Here is an 18,057-nt window from a genome sequence, read left to right as displayed (position 1 = left end):
TATTCTGTTAGATGATAGGATTACAGGAGGAAGAAAAAATGGAATACAAAGATACGTTATTAATGCCGAAAACTGAATTCCCGATGCGAGGCAATTTGCCGCAAAGAGAACCTGAGGTCCAGGCGAAATGGGAAGAAATGAATATTTATCAAAAGGTGCAAGAACGGACGAAAGGACGTCCGATGTTTGTCCTCCATGATGGACCTCCTTACGCAAATGGAGATATCCATATGGGCCATGCGCTTAACAAAATTTTAAAAGATATGATTGTCCGCTATAAATCAATGAGCGGCTTCCATGCTCCATATGTACCAGGCTGGGATACACACGGGCTGCCGATTGAACAGGCTCTAACGAATAAAGGTGTTAAACGGAAAGAAATGACGGTGGCTGAATTCCGGGAGCTTTGTACGAAATATGCACTCGAGCAAATTGATAATCAGCGCTCACAATTTAAACGTCTCGGTGTTCGCGGGGACTGGGAAAATCCTTATATTACGCTTAAACCGGAATACGAAGCGCAACAAATTAAAGTCTTCGGTGAAATGGCGAAAAAGGGTTATATTTATAAAGGCCTTAAGCCGGTATATTGGTCGCCTTCAAGTGAATCTGCTCTTGCTGAGGCAGAAATTGAATACCAAGATAAGCGTTCAGCATCCATCTATGTTGGATTTAAGGTGAAAGACGGAAAAGGTGTCCTTGATACGGATACGCAAATTGTGATTTGGACAACAACACCTTGGACGATTCCAGCAAACTTAGGGATTTCTGTTCATCCTGACTTAACCTATGTGGTCGTTACTGCAAATGGTAACAAATTCTTAGTGGCTGAAGCCCTTCTTGAAGCCGTAACGAAGGAAATTGGCTGGGAGGATGCTGCGGTTGTCCAAAAGGTCAAAGGGGCGGAATTAGAACAGATTGTTGCGGCACATCCGTTATATGACCGTGATTCTTTAGTTATGTTAGGTGAACACGTTACTACAGACGCTGGAACAGGCTGTGTTCATACTGCTCCCGGTCACGGGGAGGATGACTTCTACGTTGGTCAAAAATACGGCCTGGAAGTGCTTTGCCCTGTAGATGACAAAGGCGTAATGACAAGCGAAGCACCGGGCTTCGAAGGATTATTCTACGATACGGCAAACAAACCGATTGTGCAAGCGTTAGAAGAGGCGGATGCATTGTTAAAGCTTTCGTTTATTACTCACTCTTATCCGCACGATTGGCGAACGAAGAAGCCGGTTATTTTCCGTGCGACAGCACAGTGGTTCGCTTCGATTAAGGATTTCCGTAACGAACTTTTGGAAGCCGTAAAGGAAACGAAATGGGTGCCGGCATGGGGTGAAACACGGTTATTCAATATGGTTCGCGACCGTGGCGACTGGTGTATTTCCCGTCAACGGGTATGGGGTGTTCCTATCCCTGTTTTCTATGATGAAAATGGCAAAGAAATTATTACCGATGAAACAATCGAACATGTGTCAAATTTATTCCGTGAACATGGTTCAAATATTTGGTTTGAGCGTGAAGCCAAGGATTTACTTCCTGAAGGATTTACCCATCCTGGAAGTCCTAATGGAACATTTACAAAAGAAACTGATATTATGGATGTTTGGTTTGACTCAGGCTCTTCCCATCAAGCTGTGTTACTAGAGAGAGAGGATTTGGTCCGTCCTGCAGATCTTTATCTTGAAGGTTCCGACCAATACCGCGGCTGGTTTAACTCGTCATTATCCACTGCTGTTGCCGTAACCGGTGAGGCACCGTATAAAGGAGTACTAAGCCACGGGTTTGCCCTTGATGGTGAAGGCAGAAAAATGAGCAAATCAGTTGGAAATGTCGTTGTACCAGCGAAGGTCATGAACCAATTGGGCGCCGATATTTTACGCCTTTGGGTAGCATCCGTTGATTATCAATCAGATGTTCGTGTCTCTGACCCTATCCTAAAGCAGGTTGCCGAGGTTTATCGTAAAATCCGTAATACTTTCCGTTTCTTACTTGGAAATCTAGCTGACTTTGATCCGGCAGTGAATCGGGTTGCTTATGAAGATTTACGTGAAGTGGATCAGTTTATGCTTGTGAAATTGAATAAGTTGATTAAAAATGTTCGGAATGCTTATGAAAACTATGAGTTTGCCGGTATTTATCACGCGGTCAATAATTTCTGTACACTTGACCTAAGTGCATTTTATCTTGATTTTGCCAAAGACGTTTTATACATTGAAGCGGTTAACCACCACGAGCGCCGTGCGATTCAAACTGTTTTATATGAATCATTACTTGCATTAACAAAATTGGTTTCGCCAATTCTTTCTCATACAGCTGATGAAGTGTGGAAATTCATTCCTGCTGTAACGGAAGAAAGTGTCCAATTAACCGACCTTCCAGAATATCAGGAGCTTGCAGGTGCAAAAGCTCTTGAAGAAAAATGGACGGCGTTCATGAATCTTCGTGATGATGTGTTAAAGGCACTCGAAGAAGCTCGGAACGAAAAAGTAATTGGAAAATCGCTAACAGCAAAAGTTTCACTTTATGTTAACGAGAAATCGAAGGCACTATTAGATTCGATTGAAGAAAACCTGAAACAGCTGTTTATCGTCTCAGCCTTTGAAGTGGTCGGATCATACGAAGAAGCTCCCGCAAAGGCAGTGAAATTAGAGACTGCAGCCATTGTTATTACAAAGGCTGAAGGTGAAACATGCGACCGCTGCTGGATTGTTTCAACTGAAGTTGGTCAGGATTCAGCGCATCCGACACTTTGCCCGCGTTGTGCTGAAGTCGTAAAAGAGAATTATTCACACTTAGCATAAGAAGTGGTCCCAAGCTAATTGCTTGGGACTTTTTCATTTATTATCCTCTTCCGTTAATTGTTGTTGATGATGTCAAATGTTTTCCCGTGTCAGTAATTCTTGACCGGATATAATAAGACAAATGACAATACGGAGGTAATAGCACTATGAATGCCATGCAGGAAGAGCTGTTTTTGGAACTCCGTCAAACCCAAATAGAAATCGAAAATTCATTAAAAAACAAACAAAAGCCCGATTGGCTGACATCTATTTTGAATGAAGAACTTGCCGACATCGATGCAGCTTTACAAAAAATCAAAAAAGGAAATTTTGGGCAATGTGAAATTTCCGGAGAGTTTTTGCCAGATGATTTATTAAAAATAATTCCAACTTTAAAATCAATAAAGGATTCCGATGATTTAGAAATATATTACAAAAAATCACTTCACTAGTCTTTTTTAGCATGTTTCATTGTCGTTTCGCGAAAAAGTATGCTAAAATGCTTAAGAAGTAAGTATTGGCTGATGTGGAGGTATTTCTTAGTGTTTTATTACTACTTAATCGCTCTTTTTGTTATTTTATTAGATCAGAGTACGAAATGGTTAATTGTTAACAACATGCATCAAGGAGAAAGCATTTCGATTATTGATAATGTTTTGTACATTACTTCTCATCGCAATCAAGGAGCTGCATGGGGGATCTTACAAGGTCAAATGTGGCTTTTTTATGTTATTACAATCGTTGTTATTGCCGCAATTATGTATTATATCTATAAAGCAGCGAAAGGCAAATGGCTCCTAGGGGTATCTCTTGCTTTTATGCTAGGCGGTGCAATCGGAAATTTCATTGACCGTGTGATTCACAAAGAAGTCGTCGACTTTATTCACACCTATATTTTTGGCTATAATTTTCCTGTTTTTAATATTGCGGATTCGGCTTTAGTGATTGGTGTAATTATGTTGATGATTCAAATGCTGCTGGATGAAAGAGAATCAAAGGAGAAATTAAATGGAGACAATGGAACACATCATTCTTGAGGAGCAAAAGGGAGATCGTATCGATAAGGTACTCTCAGGGCTTGATGAAGAATGGTCACGAACACAAGTTCAGCAATGGATTAAAGATGGGCATATCCTTGTTAATGGACAAACGGTTAAAACTAATTATAAATGCAGTTTAAATGATCAAATCGAAATTTCAATTCCAGATCCAGAAGAGTTAGATGTGATTCCAGAAGAATTGAATTTGGAAATTTTTTATGAAGACAAAGATGTCTTGGTTGTCAATAAACCAAGGGGGATGGTCGTTCATCCCGCTCCTGGACATTTGACAGGGACACTTGTTAACGGCTTAATGGCCCATTGTAAGGACTTATCTGGGATCAATGGGGTGTTAAGACCCGGGATTGTTCATCGAATTGACAAGGACACAACTGGCCTGTTAATGGTTGCTAAAAACGATATGGCCCATGAAAGCCTAGTTAATCAGTTAGTCGAGAAAACTGTTACTCGTAAGTATATGGCGATTGTTCACGGTGTTATTCCACATGACTTTGGAACCATTGATGCCCCGCTGGGCAGGGATACAAAGGATAGGCAAAGTATGACAGTCGTTGATAATGGAAAACATGCTGTGACGCATTTCCATGTTATCGAACGCTTTAAAGACTTTACATTTGTAGAATGTCAACTAGAGACTGGCAGAACCCATCAAATCCGGGTTCATATGAAATATATCGGCTACCCGCTTGCCGGGGATCCAAAGTATGGACCGAAAAAAACATTGGATATTGACGGACAGGCCCTGCATGCTGGTGTACTTGGATTTATTCACCCAAGAACTGGTGAATATTTAGAATTCGAGGCCCCGCTTCCAGATGATATTGAACGTTTGCTTGCGCAATTGCGAAAAAGTAATTGACGATTGTCGAAAATTACAGTAAGATAACGATAGTTGAATATGCCTTTAATTCGGTCCCGTGAGGCTGAGAAGGAAACGGTTAAAGAATGTAGGCGAGTTATGCCTAATTCTTAAAATTAACTTATCTGCCTCTCGCCAAAACCGGTGAGAGGTTTTTTATTTTAGGCTGTGTTAAAGAATATTGTTGATTTTGATCACAATGTTGATTGGAGTGGAAGGCGCGAGACTCCTGCGGGAGCAGCGGGACAGGTGAGACCCCGCAGGCGCTTTAGCGCCGAGGAGGCTCACCGCCCGCCCCGCGGAAAGCGAAGCGCCTGGAACGGAAATCAACATTCCCTTTTAACACAGCCATATTTTTAAAAAAGTAGGTGTTGCGATTTGCAAAAAGCACTTGTTCTTGATGAGCAGGCAATTGGCAGGGCGTTAACTCGGATTGCCCATCAAATTATTGAGAAAAATAAAGGTATTGAAGAGTGTGTTCTTGTTGGAATACGTACAAGAGGAATTTATCTGGCCGATCGCCTTGCAGCAAAAATTGCTGATATTGAGGGAAAATCGGTTCCTGTTGGTGAATTAGATATTACTCTTTATCGGGATGATTTAACGAAGAAAACCGAGAATCAGGAACCGCTTGTTAAAGGGTCTGATATTCCGGTTGAAATCGGAAACAAAAAAGTCATTCTCGTTGACGATGTATTGTATACGGGCAGAACGGTAAGGGCCGGACTTGATGCCCTTATGGACCTTGGACGGCCGTCAGCAATCCAGCTAGCCGTTTTAGTGGATCGCGGCCATCGTGAACTGCCAATCCGAGCTGATTATGTAGGAAAAAATATCCCAACATCAAGTGACGAAAAAATCGTGGTTGAGTTGTCAGAAGTAGATAAAGTGGATCAAGTAAGTATTTTTGACAAATAAATAGCAGCCCTTTTAAATGCAGTCCCGTGAGGCTGACAAAGGGGAAAGTGTCGCTCGTTTTATTTAGGTGCGGCAATTTCTAAACCCTCTTTGTGCCTCCAGTGGACAAAGAGGGTTTTTTTATTAAATAAATAAACCAGAAAACAGGGGAGATTAGAATGAACAACAAACCCATCCTAGACGTAAACGAGATTCCCAAACCAGATCAATGGCTGACATTAAGCATCCAGCATTTGTTCTCCATGTTCGGGGCAACAATCCTTGTGCCATACCTTGTCGGCTTAAGCCCAGCAATTGCCCTTATCTCAAGCGGACTTGGCACATTGGCATTTTTACTGATTACAAAATGGCAAGTACCCGCGTATCTCGGATCTTCATTTGCATATATTATCCCAATAAAACTCCTCAATGAAGCAGGCGGACCCGGTGCAGCGATGGCAGGGACCTTCCTTGCAGGACTCGTCTACGGGATGATTGCCCTAATCATCAGGAAGGGCGGGTATCGTTGGATTATGAACCTGCTTCCGCCAATTGTAGTCGGGCCGATTATCATTGTGATTGGCTTGTCCGTAGCCCCGACAGCACTGAGTATGGCGATGAATAATCCTGCAGGAAAGTACAGTATGCTTCATTTCTCTGCAGCGCTGGTAACACTTACGGCAACCATCATTTTCTCGATTTTTGCAAAAAAAATATTAAACATTATTCCGATATTAGCGGGAATTATCGTTGGTTATCTTTACGCATTAATGGTGGGAATCGTTGATTTTGGACCGGTAATGAAAGCCGGCTGGTTGGAAATGCCGGAATTTATCATCCCATTTGTCAGCTATAAGGTGAAATTCACTTGGGACATTTTCTGGTTAATGGTACCTGTCGCGGTGGTAACGATTTCCGAACATATCGGCCACCAGTTAATCCTTAGTAAGGTAGTAGGACGTGATTACATTAAGGAACCAGGGTTACATCGTTCGATCCTCGGTGACGGGACCGCAACGATTATTTCAGCTTTAGTAGGCGGTCCGCCAAAAACAACCTACGGTGAAAATATTGGCGTCTTGGCAATTACCCGTGTCTATAGTGTATACGTACTGGCAGGCGCAGCAGTATTAGCGGTCATCTTCGGTTTTATTGGAAAAATAACAGCATTAATCCAGACGATTCCAACACCTGTTATGGGTGGTGTCTCCATCCTATTGTTTGGAATTATCGCCTCATCAGGGCTAAGGATGTTAGTCGATAGTAAAATTGATTTTGATGATAAACGAAACCTGGTCATTTCATCAGTTATTCTTGTCATTGGACTTGGCGGAGCTATTCTCAAGCTGCCATTTAAAGATATTCAAATTCAAGGGATGGCGTTAGCCGCTATTTTGGGTGTTGTTTTAAACCTTATCCTTCCGGGCAGACAGCCAGTAAGTGGCAGTATGTTTGATGCTGAAGCAGATAAAAACAAGAAACCAGCATAATATAGTTACCTTTTAACGAAGTCCAGAGAGGCTTAGAAGGGTGTTTAGCTTGAACCAATTGGTTCCAGCTTTGATTCAATGCGCCCTGAAGGAGATTTCAGGGTGCATTTTTAATGCTAAGAAAGGATGTGGAAGCGATGCTGCACCATTTATTAACCACGAATGAATTAAAGGTTGAGGAAATTTATCAACTACTTGAGGATGCGAAACGGTTTTCGGAAGGAATGGTCTGGAGACCGGTACAGCAAATGTTTACGGCTAACCTATTTTTTGAAGCAAGTACAAGAACAAAATGCAGTTTTGAGGTGGCGGAAAGAAGGTTAGGCATTGGGGTCATTCCATTTGAGGTGGAAACCTCAAGTGTTCAAAAAGGAGAAACGCTTTACGATACCGTCAAAACACTGGAAGCAATCGGTGTCAATGCAATCGTAATTCGTCACGGGCAGGATCGTTATTTTGATGATTTGGTCGGAAAAATTAATATCCCGATTTTAAACGGCGGTGATGGCTGTGGCCACCATCCAACACAGTCACTCCTTGATCTTATGACAATTCAGCAGGAATTTGGCGGGTTTGAACGCTTAAGAATTGCGATAATTGGCGATATCAGTCACAGCCGGGTGGCACATTCAAATGCCGATGCCTTAACAAGACTTGGTGCGGAGGTTATATTCTCTGGACCGGAGGAATGGTTTGACTACCATAGTTTAAGTTCTGCAAGATTTAAACCGATTGATGAAGCCGTCAGATCCTCAGATGTGGTCATGCTGCTAAGGGTCCAGCATGAACGGCATCAAAAGAAGGGAAGCTTTACAGCTTCAGAGTATCATCGCCAATATGGATTGACGCTTGAGAGGGAACAGCAAATGAAGCCTAGCAGTATTATTATGCATCCGGCTCCAATAAACCGGAATGTAGAAATTGCTGATAGCTTAGTAGAATGCAAACGTTCAAGAATCTTTAAGCAAATGGAAAACGGTGTGTATGTCAGAATGGCGGCCTTAAAACGGTCAATTGAGAGTTTAATGGGAGGGAATCAATATGAAACTGCTTATTCAGAACGCAAAATACATAGCATTTAATGGAGAAATAAATCCAACTGATATTTTAATAGAAAATGGGATTGTTACGAAAATAGAAAAGAAGATTGAAGCGGAAGTTGACCGAAAAGTGGATGCAACAGGGATGGTGGTTTCACCGGGATTTATTGATTTACACGTCCACCTTCGCGAGCCTGGCGGTGAAAAGAAAGAAACGATTGCGACCGGAACACTAGCTGCAGCCAGGGGGGGATTTACAACCGTGGCGGCCATGCCGAATACAAGACCGGTGCCTGACACCAAAAACCATCTGGACAACTTACAAATGCGGATTAAGGAGACTGCTCATGTGCGCGTTTTACCTTATGCTTCTATTACGACGAGACTGCTTGGTGAGGAATTGACTGACTTTGCAGCGTTGAAAAGTGCCGGGGCGTTTGCCTTCACCGATGACGGGGTAGGCGTGCAGTCGGCCGGGATGATGCTTAAAGCGATGAAAAAAGCGGCAGCTCTTAATATGGCGGTGGTAGCTCATTGTGAAGATAACAGCCTGATTAATAATGGCTGCGTCCATCAAGGGGCATTTGCGAAGCGTAATAATTTACATGGAATTCCATCGATTTGTGAAGCTGTTCAGATTGCCAGAGATGTCCTGCTCGCTGAATCCGCGGATTGTCATTATCACGTCTGCCATGTCAGCACGAAGGAATCTGTCAGGGTAATCAGGGATGCGAAACGTGCAGGCATTAAGGTAACAGCGGAAGTCACGCCGCACCATCTGATCTTAACAGAAGATGATATTCCAGGACTTGACGCTAACTATAAAATGAATCCGCCGCTAAGAGATGCTGCTGATCGTGCTGCCTTAATCGAAGGCCTGCTGGATGGCACAATTGATTTCATCGCCACTGATCATGCTCCGCACACACGTGAAGAGAAAAGTGAAGGAATGGAATTGGCACCATTCGGGATTGTCGGTTTAGAAACGGCCTTCCCACTCCTATATACACATTTAGTAGTAAACAATATGATCTCACTTGAAGAATTAATCGGCTTTTTAACGACGAAACCGGCAGAAAGCTTTGCTCTTCCATATGGGAAAATCGAAGTAGGGGGGCCAGCAGATCTCGTTCTCTTAAATCTCAATGAAGAAAGGGCGATTGACCCGAACGAGTTTTTATCAAAAGGAAACAACACTCCATTTACGGGCTGGAATTGTAAAGGCTGGCCGGAGATGACAATCGTAAATGGGGAGATCGTTTGGGAAAAAGGATGTGTGACAGCATGAAGGCTCAGCTTATTTTAGAAGATGGCACGGTATTTATCGGAGACGGTTTTGGCAGTCATATGGATACAATGGGCGAAGTCGTTTTTAATACAGGAATGACTGGCTACCAGGAGATCCTTTCTGATCCATCTTATTGCGGGCAAATTGTCATGCTTACCTACCCGTTAGTTGGAAACTATGGAATTAACCGCGATGATTTTGAATCCATACATCCTGCCGTGAAAGGATTTATTGTTAAGGAAGTCACGGAATACCCATCGAACTGGCGCAGCGAATTTACCCTTGATCAATATTTTAAATTGAAAAAAATCCCCGGAATAGCCGGGATTGACACGAGAAAATTAACGAGGCTTATCCGCCAATATGGAACATTAAAAGGGGCGATTTGCAGTATTGACCGCGATCCATATGAGGTGGTCAGCAGGCTGCGGCAAACAAGACTCCCGATTGATCAGGTCAGAACAGTATCCACAAAAAATTCATATCCAAGCCCTGGCCGCGGGAAACGCATTGTTCTCGTTGATTTGGGGATGAAGCATGGTATCTTAAGAGAATTAAACAAGCGCGGCTGTGATGTTGTAGTTGTTCCGTATCATACCACTGCCGAAGAAATTCTCCAACTTCGTCCAGACGGTATCATGCTGTCAAATGGACCTGGCGATCCGAAGGATGTTCCCGAAGCCATTCATATGATTAAACAAGTGCTAGGGGTCATTCCGATATTTGGCATTTGCCTTGGACATCAAATATTTGCCTTGGCCTGCGGAGCGAACACGGTAAAAATGAAATTTGGCCACCGTGGTTCTAACCATCCTGTCAAGGAGCTTGCGACAGGGAAAATTGCGATTACTTCACAAAATCATGGATACACAGTAGAAACAGAATCCTTGCATCAAACGAGATTAACAATCACACATACAGCATTGAACGATGGGACAATCGAAGGGCTAAAACATTTAGACTATCCTGCTTTTACCGTTCAATATCATCCTGAGGCATCGCCGGGACCGGAGGATGCAAACGGCTTATTTGAACAATTTCTTGCCATGATGGAAGCAGAAAAACAGGAGGTTACCACAATATGCCAAAACGTACAGATATAAACTCCATTTTAGTAATAGGGTCCGGACCCATTGTCATCGGTCAAGCAGCTGAATTTGATTACGCCGGTACGCAGGCGTGTATCGCGTTAAAGGAAGAAGGCTACCGTGTCATCCTTGTAAACTCAAATCCAGCAACAATCATGACCGATACAGAAATCGCTGACGCTGTATATATAGAACCGTTAACTGTCGAGTTTGTCAGCAGAATCATTCGGAAAGAACGCCCAGATGCAATACTAGCCACTCTTGGGGGCCAAACAGGGCTAAACCTTGCGGTAGAACTGGCAAATTCAGGCGTATTAATAGAATGCGAAGTCGAAATTTTAGGCACAAAGCTTGCGGCCATAAATCAAGCGGAGGACCGCGAATTATTTCGCACTTTAATGGGGGAGCTAAATGAACCTGTTCCTGATAGTGAAATTATTCATGAAATTGCGGAAGCTATAGCTTTCGTTGAAAAAATTGGCTTTCCGGTCATTGTCCGCCCAGCCTTTACACTTGGCGGAACCGGCGGCGGGATATGCCGAAATCATGAAGATCTAGAGGAAATTGTCTCAAGTGGATTGAAAAATAGTCCCGTCCACCAATGCCTCCTTGAAAAAAGCATCGCTGGCTTTAAGGAAATTGAATATGAAGTCATGCGAGATGCCAATGATAATGCGATTGTCGTCTGTAACATGGAAAACATCGACCCGGTTGGTGTACATACCGGAGACTCCATCGTTGTCGCTCCAAGTCAAACCTTAAGCGACCGTGAATACCAAGTGCTAAGAAATGTTTCGCTAAAAATCATTCGCGCTCTCGGCATTGAAGGAGGTTGTAATGTTCAGCTGGCCTTAGACCCGTATAGCTTTAATTACTATATTATCGAGGTAAATCCTAGGGTTAGCCGCTCATCTGCTCTCGCCTCGAAAGCAACCGGCTATCCAATTGCCCAGCTTGCCGCCAAAATCGCAGTCGGGTTAACCCTCGATGAAATGTTAAATCCAGTCACGGGAAAAACATTTGCTTGTTTTGAACCAGCACTTGATTATATCGTGACAAAGATTCCTCGCTGGCCATTTGATAAATTTGAATCGGGTAACAGGTCGCTTGGAACGCAAATGAAAGCAACGGGTGAAGTCATGGCAATCGGCCGTACCTTTGAAGAGTCACTGTTAAAGGCAATTCGTTCTCTTGAGGCCGGGGTCTATCATTTTGAATTAAATGATGCGGCTGAAATTGATGAAGAGCTCCTTGAAAAACGCATCCAAAAAGCCGGGGATGAGCGCCTCTTTTATATAGCGGAGGCTTTAAAGCGGGGAACTTCGATTGAAACCATCCATCAATGGAGTAAAATTGATCTATTTTTCCTAAAGAAAATGGCCGGAATCATTGAACTTGAAGCGATGCTTGCTGCCCGCCCATTTGACCGCGAACTACTGAAAGAAGCAAAACAAAAGGGTTTTTCTGATAAACAAATTGCCGAGCTTTGGAATCGTTCTGAATCTCAGGTTTATGAATTACGCAAGGACTTAGGTCTAATCCCGGTCTACAAAATGGTCGATACATGTGCGGCGGAATTTGAGAGTGAAACTCCGTATTACTATGGGACATATGAAGAGGAAAATGAATCAGTTGTATCTGACAAGAAGAGTGTGATTGTGCTTGGTTCTGGTCCCATTCGAATCGGCCAAGGGATCGAGTTTGATTATGCTACCGTCCATTCAGTAAAAGCCATTAAAGAAGCAGGCTATGAGGCTATTATTATTAACAACAATCCAGAAACCGTCTCAACTGATTTCAGTATCTCCGATAAGCTCTATTTTGAACCGCTGACACTTGAGGATGTCATGCATATCATTGACCTTGAACAGCCAATTGGGGTCGTAGTCCAGTTTGGAGGCCAGACCGCGATCAATTTGGCAGCAGGGCTTCACGCTAATGGAGTGAAAATTTTAGGAACAAGCTTAGAGGATTTAGACCGGGCAGAGAATCGCGATAAGTTTGAACAAGCGCTGGAACTGTTACATATTCCGCAGCCGCTTGGTAAGACCACTTTATCAGTTGAAGAAGCACTTGGAATTGCCGAGGAGATTGGCTATCCGGTACTTGTTCGCCCTTCTTACGTCCTTGGCGGCCGGGCCATGGAAATTGTCTACCAAAAGGAAGAACTGCTTCATTATATGGAGAATGCAGTAAAAATCAATCCGGACCATCCCGTTTTGATTGACCGCTACTTAACGGGAAAGGAAATTGAGGTGGATGCTATTTGTGACGGGGAACAGGTCTTAATTCCGGGAATCATGGAGCATATTGAACGGGCTGGAGTCCACTCCGGGGATTCGATTGCCGTCTATCCGCCGCAGACACTTTCAGAGAATGTGAAACAAGCACTTGCCCGCTATACGGAAAAATTGGCGAGGGGCTTAAACATTATCGGACTGTTAAACATTCAATATGTCTTATCTGGTGATCAAGTTTATGTACTAGAAGTCAACCCCCGGTCAAGCAGGACGGTGCCATTTTTAAGTAAAATCACCAATGTGCCCATGGCAAAGATTGCAACTAAGGCAATTTTAGGAATTTCGCTTGAACAACAAGGATACCAGCCGGGGCTGATTGCAGAAAAAAGCGGCGTTTATGTCAAGGTTCCCGTCTTCTCGTTTGCTAAGCTGAAAAGTGTCGATATTACTTTAGGACCGGAGATGAAATCAACCGGTGAAGTAATGGGCAAGGATCATACTCTCGAAAAGGCTCTATATAAAGGGCTGATTGCCTCAGGAATGAATATTAAAAGGTTTGGTACTGTGTTGTTCACCGTTGCGGATAAAGATAAAGAAGAAGCATTAAAACTCGCTGAAAGATTTGCTGTGAATGGGTACCGGTTAATGGCAACAAGCGGAACGGCCTCAGTCTTGGAAACTGCCGGTTTGAAGGTAAAGGTTGTCGGAAAAATTGGCTCGGAAGGCCAGACCTTATTAGATGTGATTCAGCATGGTGAGGTTCAATTCATTATTAATACGCTGACAAAAGGGAAACAGCCGGAAAGAGATGGTTTTAGAATCCGCCGAGAAGCTGTTGAAAACGGAGTTCCATGTTTAACTTCCTTAGACACGGCAGATGCGATTTTAAAAGTAATCGAATCGATGAATTTTTCTGCGGATGCGATGGGCGCAGCTGAAAAGGAGGCCATCCTCATATGATTCAAAAAGAGTTTTGCCGGATCATCAGCCAAACGGAAATTGCTGAGGACATTTTTGAACTGTCAGTAAAGGCAGAATTGGTTAGTCAAATCAATGCTCCGGGACAGTTTGTCCATATTCGGGTCTCAAACAAATGGGGCCCCCTTTTACGAAGGCCGATTAGTATTTCTTCCTTTGATAAATCGACTAAGCAATTGACGATGATTTTTCGGAAGGAAGGGCAGGGGACCGCACTACTTGCTAAAATGGCCCCAGGTATGGAGCTTGATATCCTTGGCCCGCTCGGAAACGGCTTTCCTGTTGAGGAGGTAAGCAGCGGGGAAACCGCGCTGCTTGTCGGCGGAGGAATCGGTGTCCCGCCGCTTTATGAACTATCGAAGCAGTTGGCAGCAAAAGGCGTTCATGTTATTCATGTCCTCGGTTTTCAAACCAAAGCAGCGGTATTTTACGAACAGGAATTTTTGAAAAATGGCGATACCTACGTTGCAACGGTTGATGGTACTTACGGGACAAAAGGCTTTGTAACGGATGTAGTGGATAGATTAAGGTTTGATTGTATTTTTGCATGCGGCCCAACCCCAATGTTAAAAGCACTTGAACATCACTATTCAGATAAAAAGATGTTTTTATCATTAGAAGAACGAATGGGCTGCGGAATCGGGGCGTGCTTTGCCTGCGTATGTAAAAAGGCAGATGACCCAATAGGAGTTTCCTATAAAAAAGTCTGCAGTGACGGACCTGTTTTCCGTGCCGGGGAGGTGTTGATATGAGCCGTTTGAATGTAGAGTTACCGGGTTTAAGCTTAAAAAACCCAATAATGCCTGCTTCGGGCTGCTTTGGGTTTGGGCGCGAGTACAGCCAATTCTATGATATAAGTGTCCTTGGAGCGATTATGATTAAAGCAACGACAGTTGAACCGAGATTCGGCAATCCCACGCCGCGGGTTGCTGAAACAGATGCCGGCATGCTCAATGCTATTGGTTTGCAAAATCCTGGTTTAGAAAAAGTAATTTCCAAGGAGTTACCGTGGTTATCACAATTTGATGTTCCCATTATTGCGAACGTTGCCGGCTCACTTGAAGAAGATTATGTGGCGGTTGCAAGCGAAATTTCGAAGGCAGCGAATGTTCACGCATTGGAATTAAATATTTCTTGTCCAAACGTCAAGACAGGAGGCATCGCTTTTGGAACGATTCCTGAAGTGGCGAAGCAATTGACGCGGAAGGTGAAAGAGGTATCTGAGGTTCCTGTTTATGTGAAGCTGTCACCGAATGTCACGAATATTGTCGAGATGGCCAAAGCTGTTGAGGAAGGCGGTGCTGATGGTTTAACGATGATTAATACACTTGTCGGCATGAGACTTGATTTAAAAACTGGCAGGCCGATTTTAGCTAACAGGACCGGTGGACTATCCGGTCCGGCGATTAAGCCGGTGGCGATTCGGATGATTTACGAGGTAAGCCAGGCCGTTTCTCTGCCGATTATCGGCATGGGCGGTGTGCAATCTGCCGAGGATGTCATCGAGTATTTTTATGCAGGTGCAAGTGCCGTGGCAGTTGGTACAGCGAATTTCGTTGATCCGTTTGTCTGCCCGACCATCATCGAGGAACTGCCGCTGCTTTTAGAAAAATTAGGGTTCGAACACATCGATGAATGCAAGGGAAGGAGCTGGAAACAGCATGGACAACTCGTTAATCATCGCGCTTGATTATGCTAACAAAAGCGAAGTCGAACGTTTTTTGACACCATTTGAAGAAAGAAAACTTTTTGTGAAAGTAGGCATGGAGCTATTTTACCAAGAAGGTCCTGCGATTGTTCATCTATTAAAAGAAAAGGGGCATCAGCTTTTTCTTGATTTAAAGCTTCATGATATTCCTAACACGGTGAAAAGTGCGATGAAGGGGCTGGCACGACTGGAATGTGACCTGGTCAATGTTCATGCAGCAGGGGGGAAAGAAATGATGCATGCAGCATTAGAAGGATTAGAGGCAGGAACAGCTGCTGGTCGAAAGCGCCTTAGGTGTATCGCTGTTACGCAATTGACAAGCACTTCTCAAGAACAGATGAATAAAGAACAGCTGATTCCCGGCGCATTGGACGAATCTGTGCTGCATTATGCTTCATTAGCAAAAGATGCCGGGCTAGATGGAGTAGTATGTTCGGCGTGGGAAGCTGCTGCTATTCAGAAAAAGGTTGGGCAGTCATTTTTAACCGTTTGCCCCGGAATCAGGATGGGGTCTGATCATGTTGATGATCAAAAGCGCATAGCTACCCCAGATTTTGCAAGAGATGCAGGGGTAAGTGCAATTGTCGTCGGACGCTCGATTACCCGATCAACTGACCCAGTGAAAAGCTATGAACAATGGATGAGAGCATGGAAAGGGGAACAACAATGAAACAGAAGATTGCAGCAAAACTATTAGAAATCAATGCGGTAGCCTTGAGACCACAGGAGCCGTTTATCTGGACATCAGGATTAAAATCACCGATCTATTGTGATAATCGCCTGACTCTTTCCTTCCCCGAAGTGAGGCGGGAAATAGCAAAGGGATTACAAACACTCATCCTTGAATACTTTCCGGAAGCTGAAGTGATTGCCGGAACCGCAACAGCAGGAATTCCGCATGCGGCCTGGGTCAGTGAGCTGTTGAACTTGCCAATGTGTTATGTACGTTCGAAAGCGAAAGGGCATGGAAATGGGAATCAGATTGAAGGCAGAGTGGCAGCGAGGCAGAAGGTTGTCGTTGTCGAAGATTTAATTTCAACCGGCGGCAGTGTGATTACAGCGGTGCAAGCCCTTAGAGAAGCGGGCTGCAATGTGCTTGGTGTTGTGTCTATTTTTACATATGGGCTAGAAAAAGGAAAACAGCTTCTTCAAGAAGCAGAAATCGAGAGTTTTTCACTTACCGATTTTCCAGCGTTAATCGAGGCAGCGATTTCAGCTGGAGATGTCAGCCCTGGTGATCAAGAAAGCCTGCTTTTGTGGAGAAAAGACCCTGCAAATTGGAAATAAGACGGCGATCACAAAAGTCCCAAGTGAAAACTCATCACTTAGGACGTGATTTAAGTATCGGCTATGCGATTTGTGAGAAAAAATATCTTATTTTGGGGATTTCTAATTAATTTTACCAAATTTCAGGGGAAGTTCGGCGTCTTTTTGACCTCATTTAAAATTATCTGCGATGAAATACGATTTATCTGCGATAGATGGCATTATATCTGCGATGAAGTGCCTTTTATCTGCGGTGAAGTGCATTATATCTGCGATGAAATACAATATATCTGCGATGAACCTTATTTAAGAAGTTCAACTGGGAAAGTATCACTCCAATAAACTCTCCCCTTATTAATACCTGAACTTTTTAGGTTAACCATACGTAGCAGCCTGCCGGACACATCAGGCGATTCTATTTGTGCGAAATTACGAAACTGTTTATTGGTAATTTTTATATCAATCAGTAAAAAATAATCCTGTAATAAAAGCACATGTGCATCTCTTGAAAAAGTTCCGCAAGATCGACAAAACCATTGTTTATTTTTACGTATCATTTGTAAACATTGGCAAGTTGGGCAATTAACACCGGGTAAAAATTCGGATTTCTCAATTCCATGTTTTCTAAGAATAGAGTTTGTTGGGGAGGTGTTATATTTCAATAGTAGTTTGCATAATTTCTTAATGTCTTTTGCAGAGAGGAGTTCATTAGTGTATATTTTTTCTATTTGTCCAATTTTATGTAAAAGACTTTGAGATTTGCAGACTCGCTGTCTAACAGCTTTGTTATATCTTCTGAATTCAAGGACCATATAAGAGTTGGTCATGATAATTAGATAATCAACTGGAACTGGCGGTAAGTTATGCTGTAATAAAAATTTCTGAATGAATTTTTGAAGTCTTTCTAATTGTGGAATTGGATAAGGGTATCCTTTTTCTTTTTCATCCAATATTTGAATCATTTGTTCAGTTTCGGTATCAATAATGATTTTTGCTGCCAAATATTTGGAATCGATAATTAAGGCTAGTTTTGGGGAGACCATCAGGGTGTCAATTTGGTAATTGTATTCACCATCTGAAAAATTTAAATCGTGGAATATCATCCAATTTTTTTCAGGGAGAGCATTTAAATAGAAGTCTAACGATTCTTCTCCGTGGTAACCTGCCAATCTTCTTGCAAGTTCCTCGGCAATTTGCTTGCGTTTAGGATGATTCTGCTTGAGACGGCGCAATAAAGCCATTAATATTAAAATTCTTAAGGGGATTCCCCTTTTTTTAATAATCAATATTCTCACTCCTTTTTACCTATAAATTCTAATAAAGGGAATAGAAATCCTGCAAATTTTAAAAGAA

The 18,057-nt window shown here is 43.0% G+C and carries 15 protein-coding genes; 14 read left to right on the top strand and 1 reads right to left on the bottom strand.

Features of this window, described 5'->3' with window-relative positions; translation table 11 throughout:
- The first annotated feature begins 38 nt into the window (after positions 1–38).
- The 14 genes from ileS (at position 39) to pyrE (ending at position 16,725) form a co-directional block, all read left to right on the top strand.
- Positions 39–2,810 carry an isoleucine--tRNA ligase gene (gene ileS / locus ACIQCO_RS02400; protein WP_400425473.1) on the top strand — a complete coding sequence of 924 codons (2,772 nt, stop codon included), beginning with the start codon at positions 39–41 and terminating at the stop codon, positions 2,808–2,810.
- 146 nt (positions 2,811–2,956) lie between these two features.
- Positions 2,957–3,241 (top strand): hypothetical protein, encoded by a 285-nt coding sequence (locus tag ACIQCO_RS02395; RefSeq protein WP_400425470.1) that lies wholly within the window; start codon positions 2,957–2,959, stop codon positions 3,239–3,241.
- A gap of 72 nt (positions 3,242–3,313) precedes the next feature.
- A complete protein-coding gene (gene lspA, locus ACIQCO_RS02390) occupies positions 3,314–3,826 on the top strand; it encodes a signal peptidase II (RefSeq protein ID WP_400425917.1) in 513 nt (170 codons plus the stop codon).
- On the top strand, positions 3,798–4,709 hold the full coding sequence (locus ACIQCO_RS02385; RefSeq protein WP_400425468.1) for an RluA family pseudouridine synthase: 912 nt from the start codon (positions 3,798–3,800) through the stop codon (positions 4,707–4,709). Before lspA ends, ACIQCO_RS02385 begins: the two co-directional genes overlap by 29 nt.
- A gap of 378 nt (positions 4,710–5,087) precedes the next feature.
- Positions 5,088–5,627: a bifunctional pyr operon transcriptional regulator/uracil phosphoribosyltransferase PyrR gene (gene pyrR, locus ACIQCO_RS02380; protein ID WP_400425465.1), complete on the top strand. Its 540-nt coding sequence runs from the start codon at positions 5,088–5,090 to the stop codon at positions 5,625–5,627.
- Between the two features lie 158 nt (positions 5,628–5,785).
- A complete protein-coding gene (locus ACIQCO_RS02375) occupies positions 5,786–7,096 on the top strand; it encodes a solute carrier family 23 protein (RefSeq protein WP_400425462.1) in 1,311 nt (436 codons plus the stop codon).
- A gap of 140 nt (positions 7,097–7,236) precedes the next feature.
- Positions 7,237–8,178, top strand: coding sequence for an aspartate carbamoyltransferase catalytic subunit (locus ACIQCO_RS02370; RefSeq protein WP_400425916.1), 942 nt, complete (start codon positions 7,237–7,239; stop codon positions 8,176–8,178).
- Positions 8,138–9,424, top strand: coding sequence for a dihydroorotase (locus tag ACIQCO_RS02365; RefSeq protein WP_400425459.1), 1,287 nt, complete (start codon positions 8,138–8,140; stop codon positions 9,422–9,424). The genes ACIQCO_RS02370 and ACIQCO_RS02365 overlap by 41 nt, the downstream gene beginning before the upstream one ends.
- Positions 9,421–10,527, top strand: a complete 1,107-nt coding sequence (locus ACIQCO_RS02360) for a carbamoyl phosphate synthase small subunit (RefSeq protein ID WP_400425456.1) — start codon at positions 9,421–9,423, stop codon at positions 10,525–10,527. Before ACIQCO_RS02365 ends, ACIQCO_RS02360 begins: the two co-directional genes overlap by 4 nt.
- Entirely contained in the window at positions 10,506–13,712 is a 3,207-nt protein-coding gene (gene carB / locus ACIQCO_RS02355) for a carbamoyl-phosphate synthase large subunit (protein WP_400425454.1), read from the top strand. The genes ACIQCO_RS02360 and carB overlap by 22 nt, the downstream gene beginning before the upstream one ends.
- Positions 13,712–14,482 (top strand): dihydroorotate dehydrogenase electron transfer subunit, encoded by a 771-nt coding sequence (locus tag ACIQCO_RS02350; RefSeq protein ID WP_400425914.1) that lies wholly within the window; start codon positions 13,712–13,714, stop codon positions 14,480–14,482. Before carB ends, ACIQCO_RS02350 begins: the two co-directional genes overlap by 1 nt.
- Positions 14,479–15,420 (top strand): dihydroorotate dehydrogenase, encoded by a 942-nt coding sequence (locus ACIQCO_RS02345; RefSeq protein ID WP_400425451.1) that lies wholly within the window; start codon positions 14,479–14,481, stop codon positions 15,418–15,420. The genes ACIQCO_RS02350 and ACIQCO_RS02345 overlap by 4 nt, the downstream gene beginning before the upstream one ends.
- Positions 15,392–16,108 carry an orotidine-5'-phosphate decarboxylase gene (pyrF, locus tag ACIQCO_RS02340; RefSeq protein ID WP_400425449.1) on the top strand — a complete coding sequence of 239 codons (717 nt, stop codon included), beginning with the start codon at positions 15,392–15,394 and terminating at the stop codon, positions 16,106–16,108. Before ACIQCO_RS02345 ends, pyrF begins: the two co-directional genes overlap by 29 nt.
- Positions 16,105–16,725, top strand: a complete 621-nt coding sequence (pyrE, locus tag ACIQCO_RS02335; RefSeq protein WP_400425446.1) for an orotate phosphoribosyltransferase — start codon at positions 16,105–16,107, stop codon at positions 16,723–16,725. The genes pyrF and pyrE overlap by 4 nt, the downstream gene beginning before the upstream one ends.
- A 281-nt stretch (positions 16,726–17,006) precedes the next feature.
- Here the strand turns inward: pyrE and ACIQCO_RS02330 are convergent, their stop codons facing one another.
- On the bottom strand, positions 17,007–17,990 hold the full coding sequence (locus ACIQCO_RS02330) for a nuclease-related domain-containing protein (RefSeq protein ID WP_400425443.1): 984 nt from the start codon (positions 17,988–17,990) through the stop codon (positions 17,007–17,009).
- Positions 17,991–18,057 lie beyond the last annotated feature (67 nt).

This window comes from Neobacillus sp. NPDC093127 (genome assembly GCF_044754175.1).
Lineage (GTDB): Bacteria > Bacillota > Bacilli > Bacillales > Cytobacillaceae > Neobacillus.
This window is presented reverse-complemented; position numbering and strand designations above follow the sequence as displayed.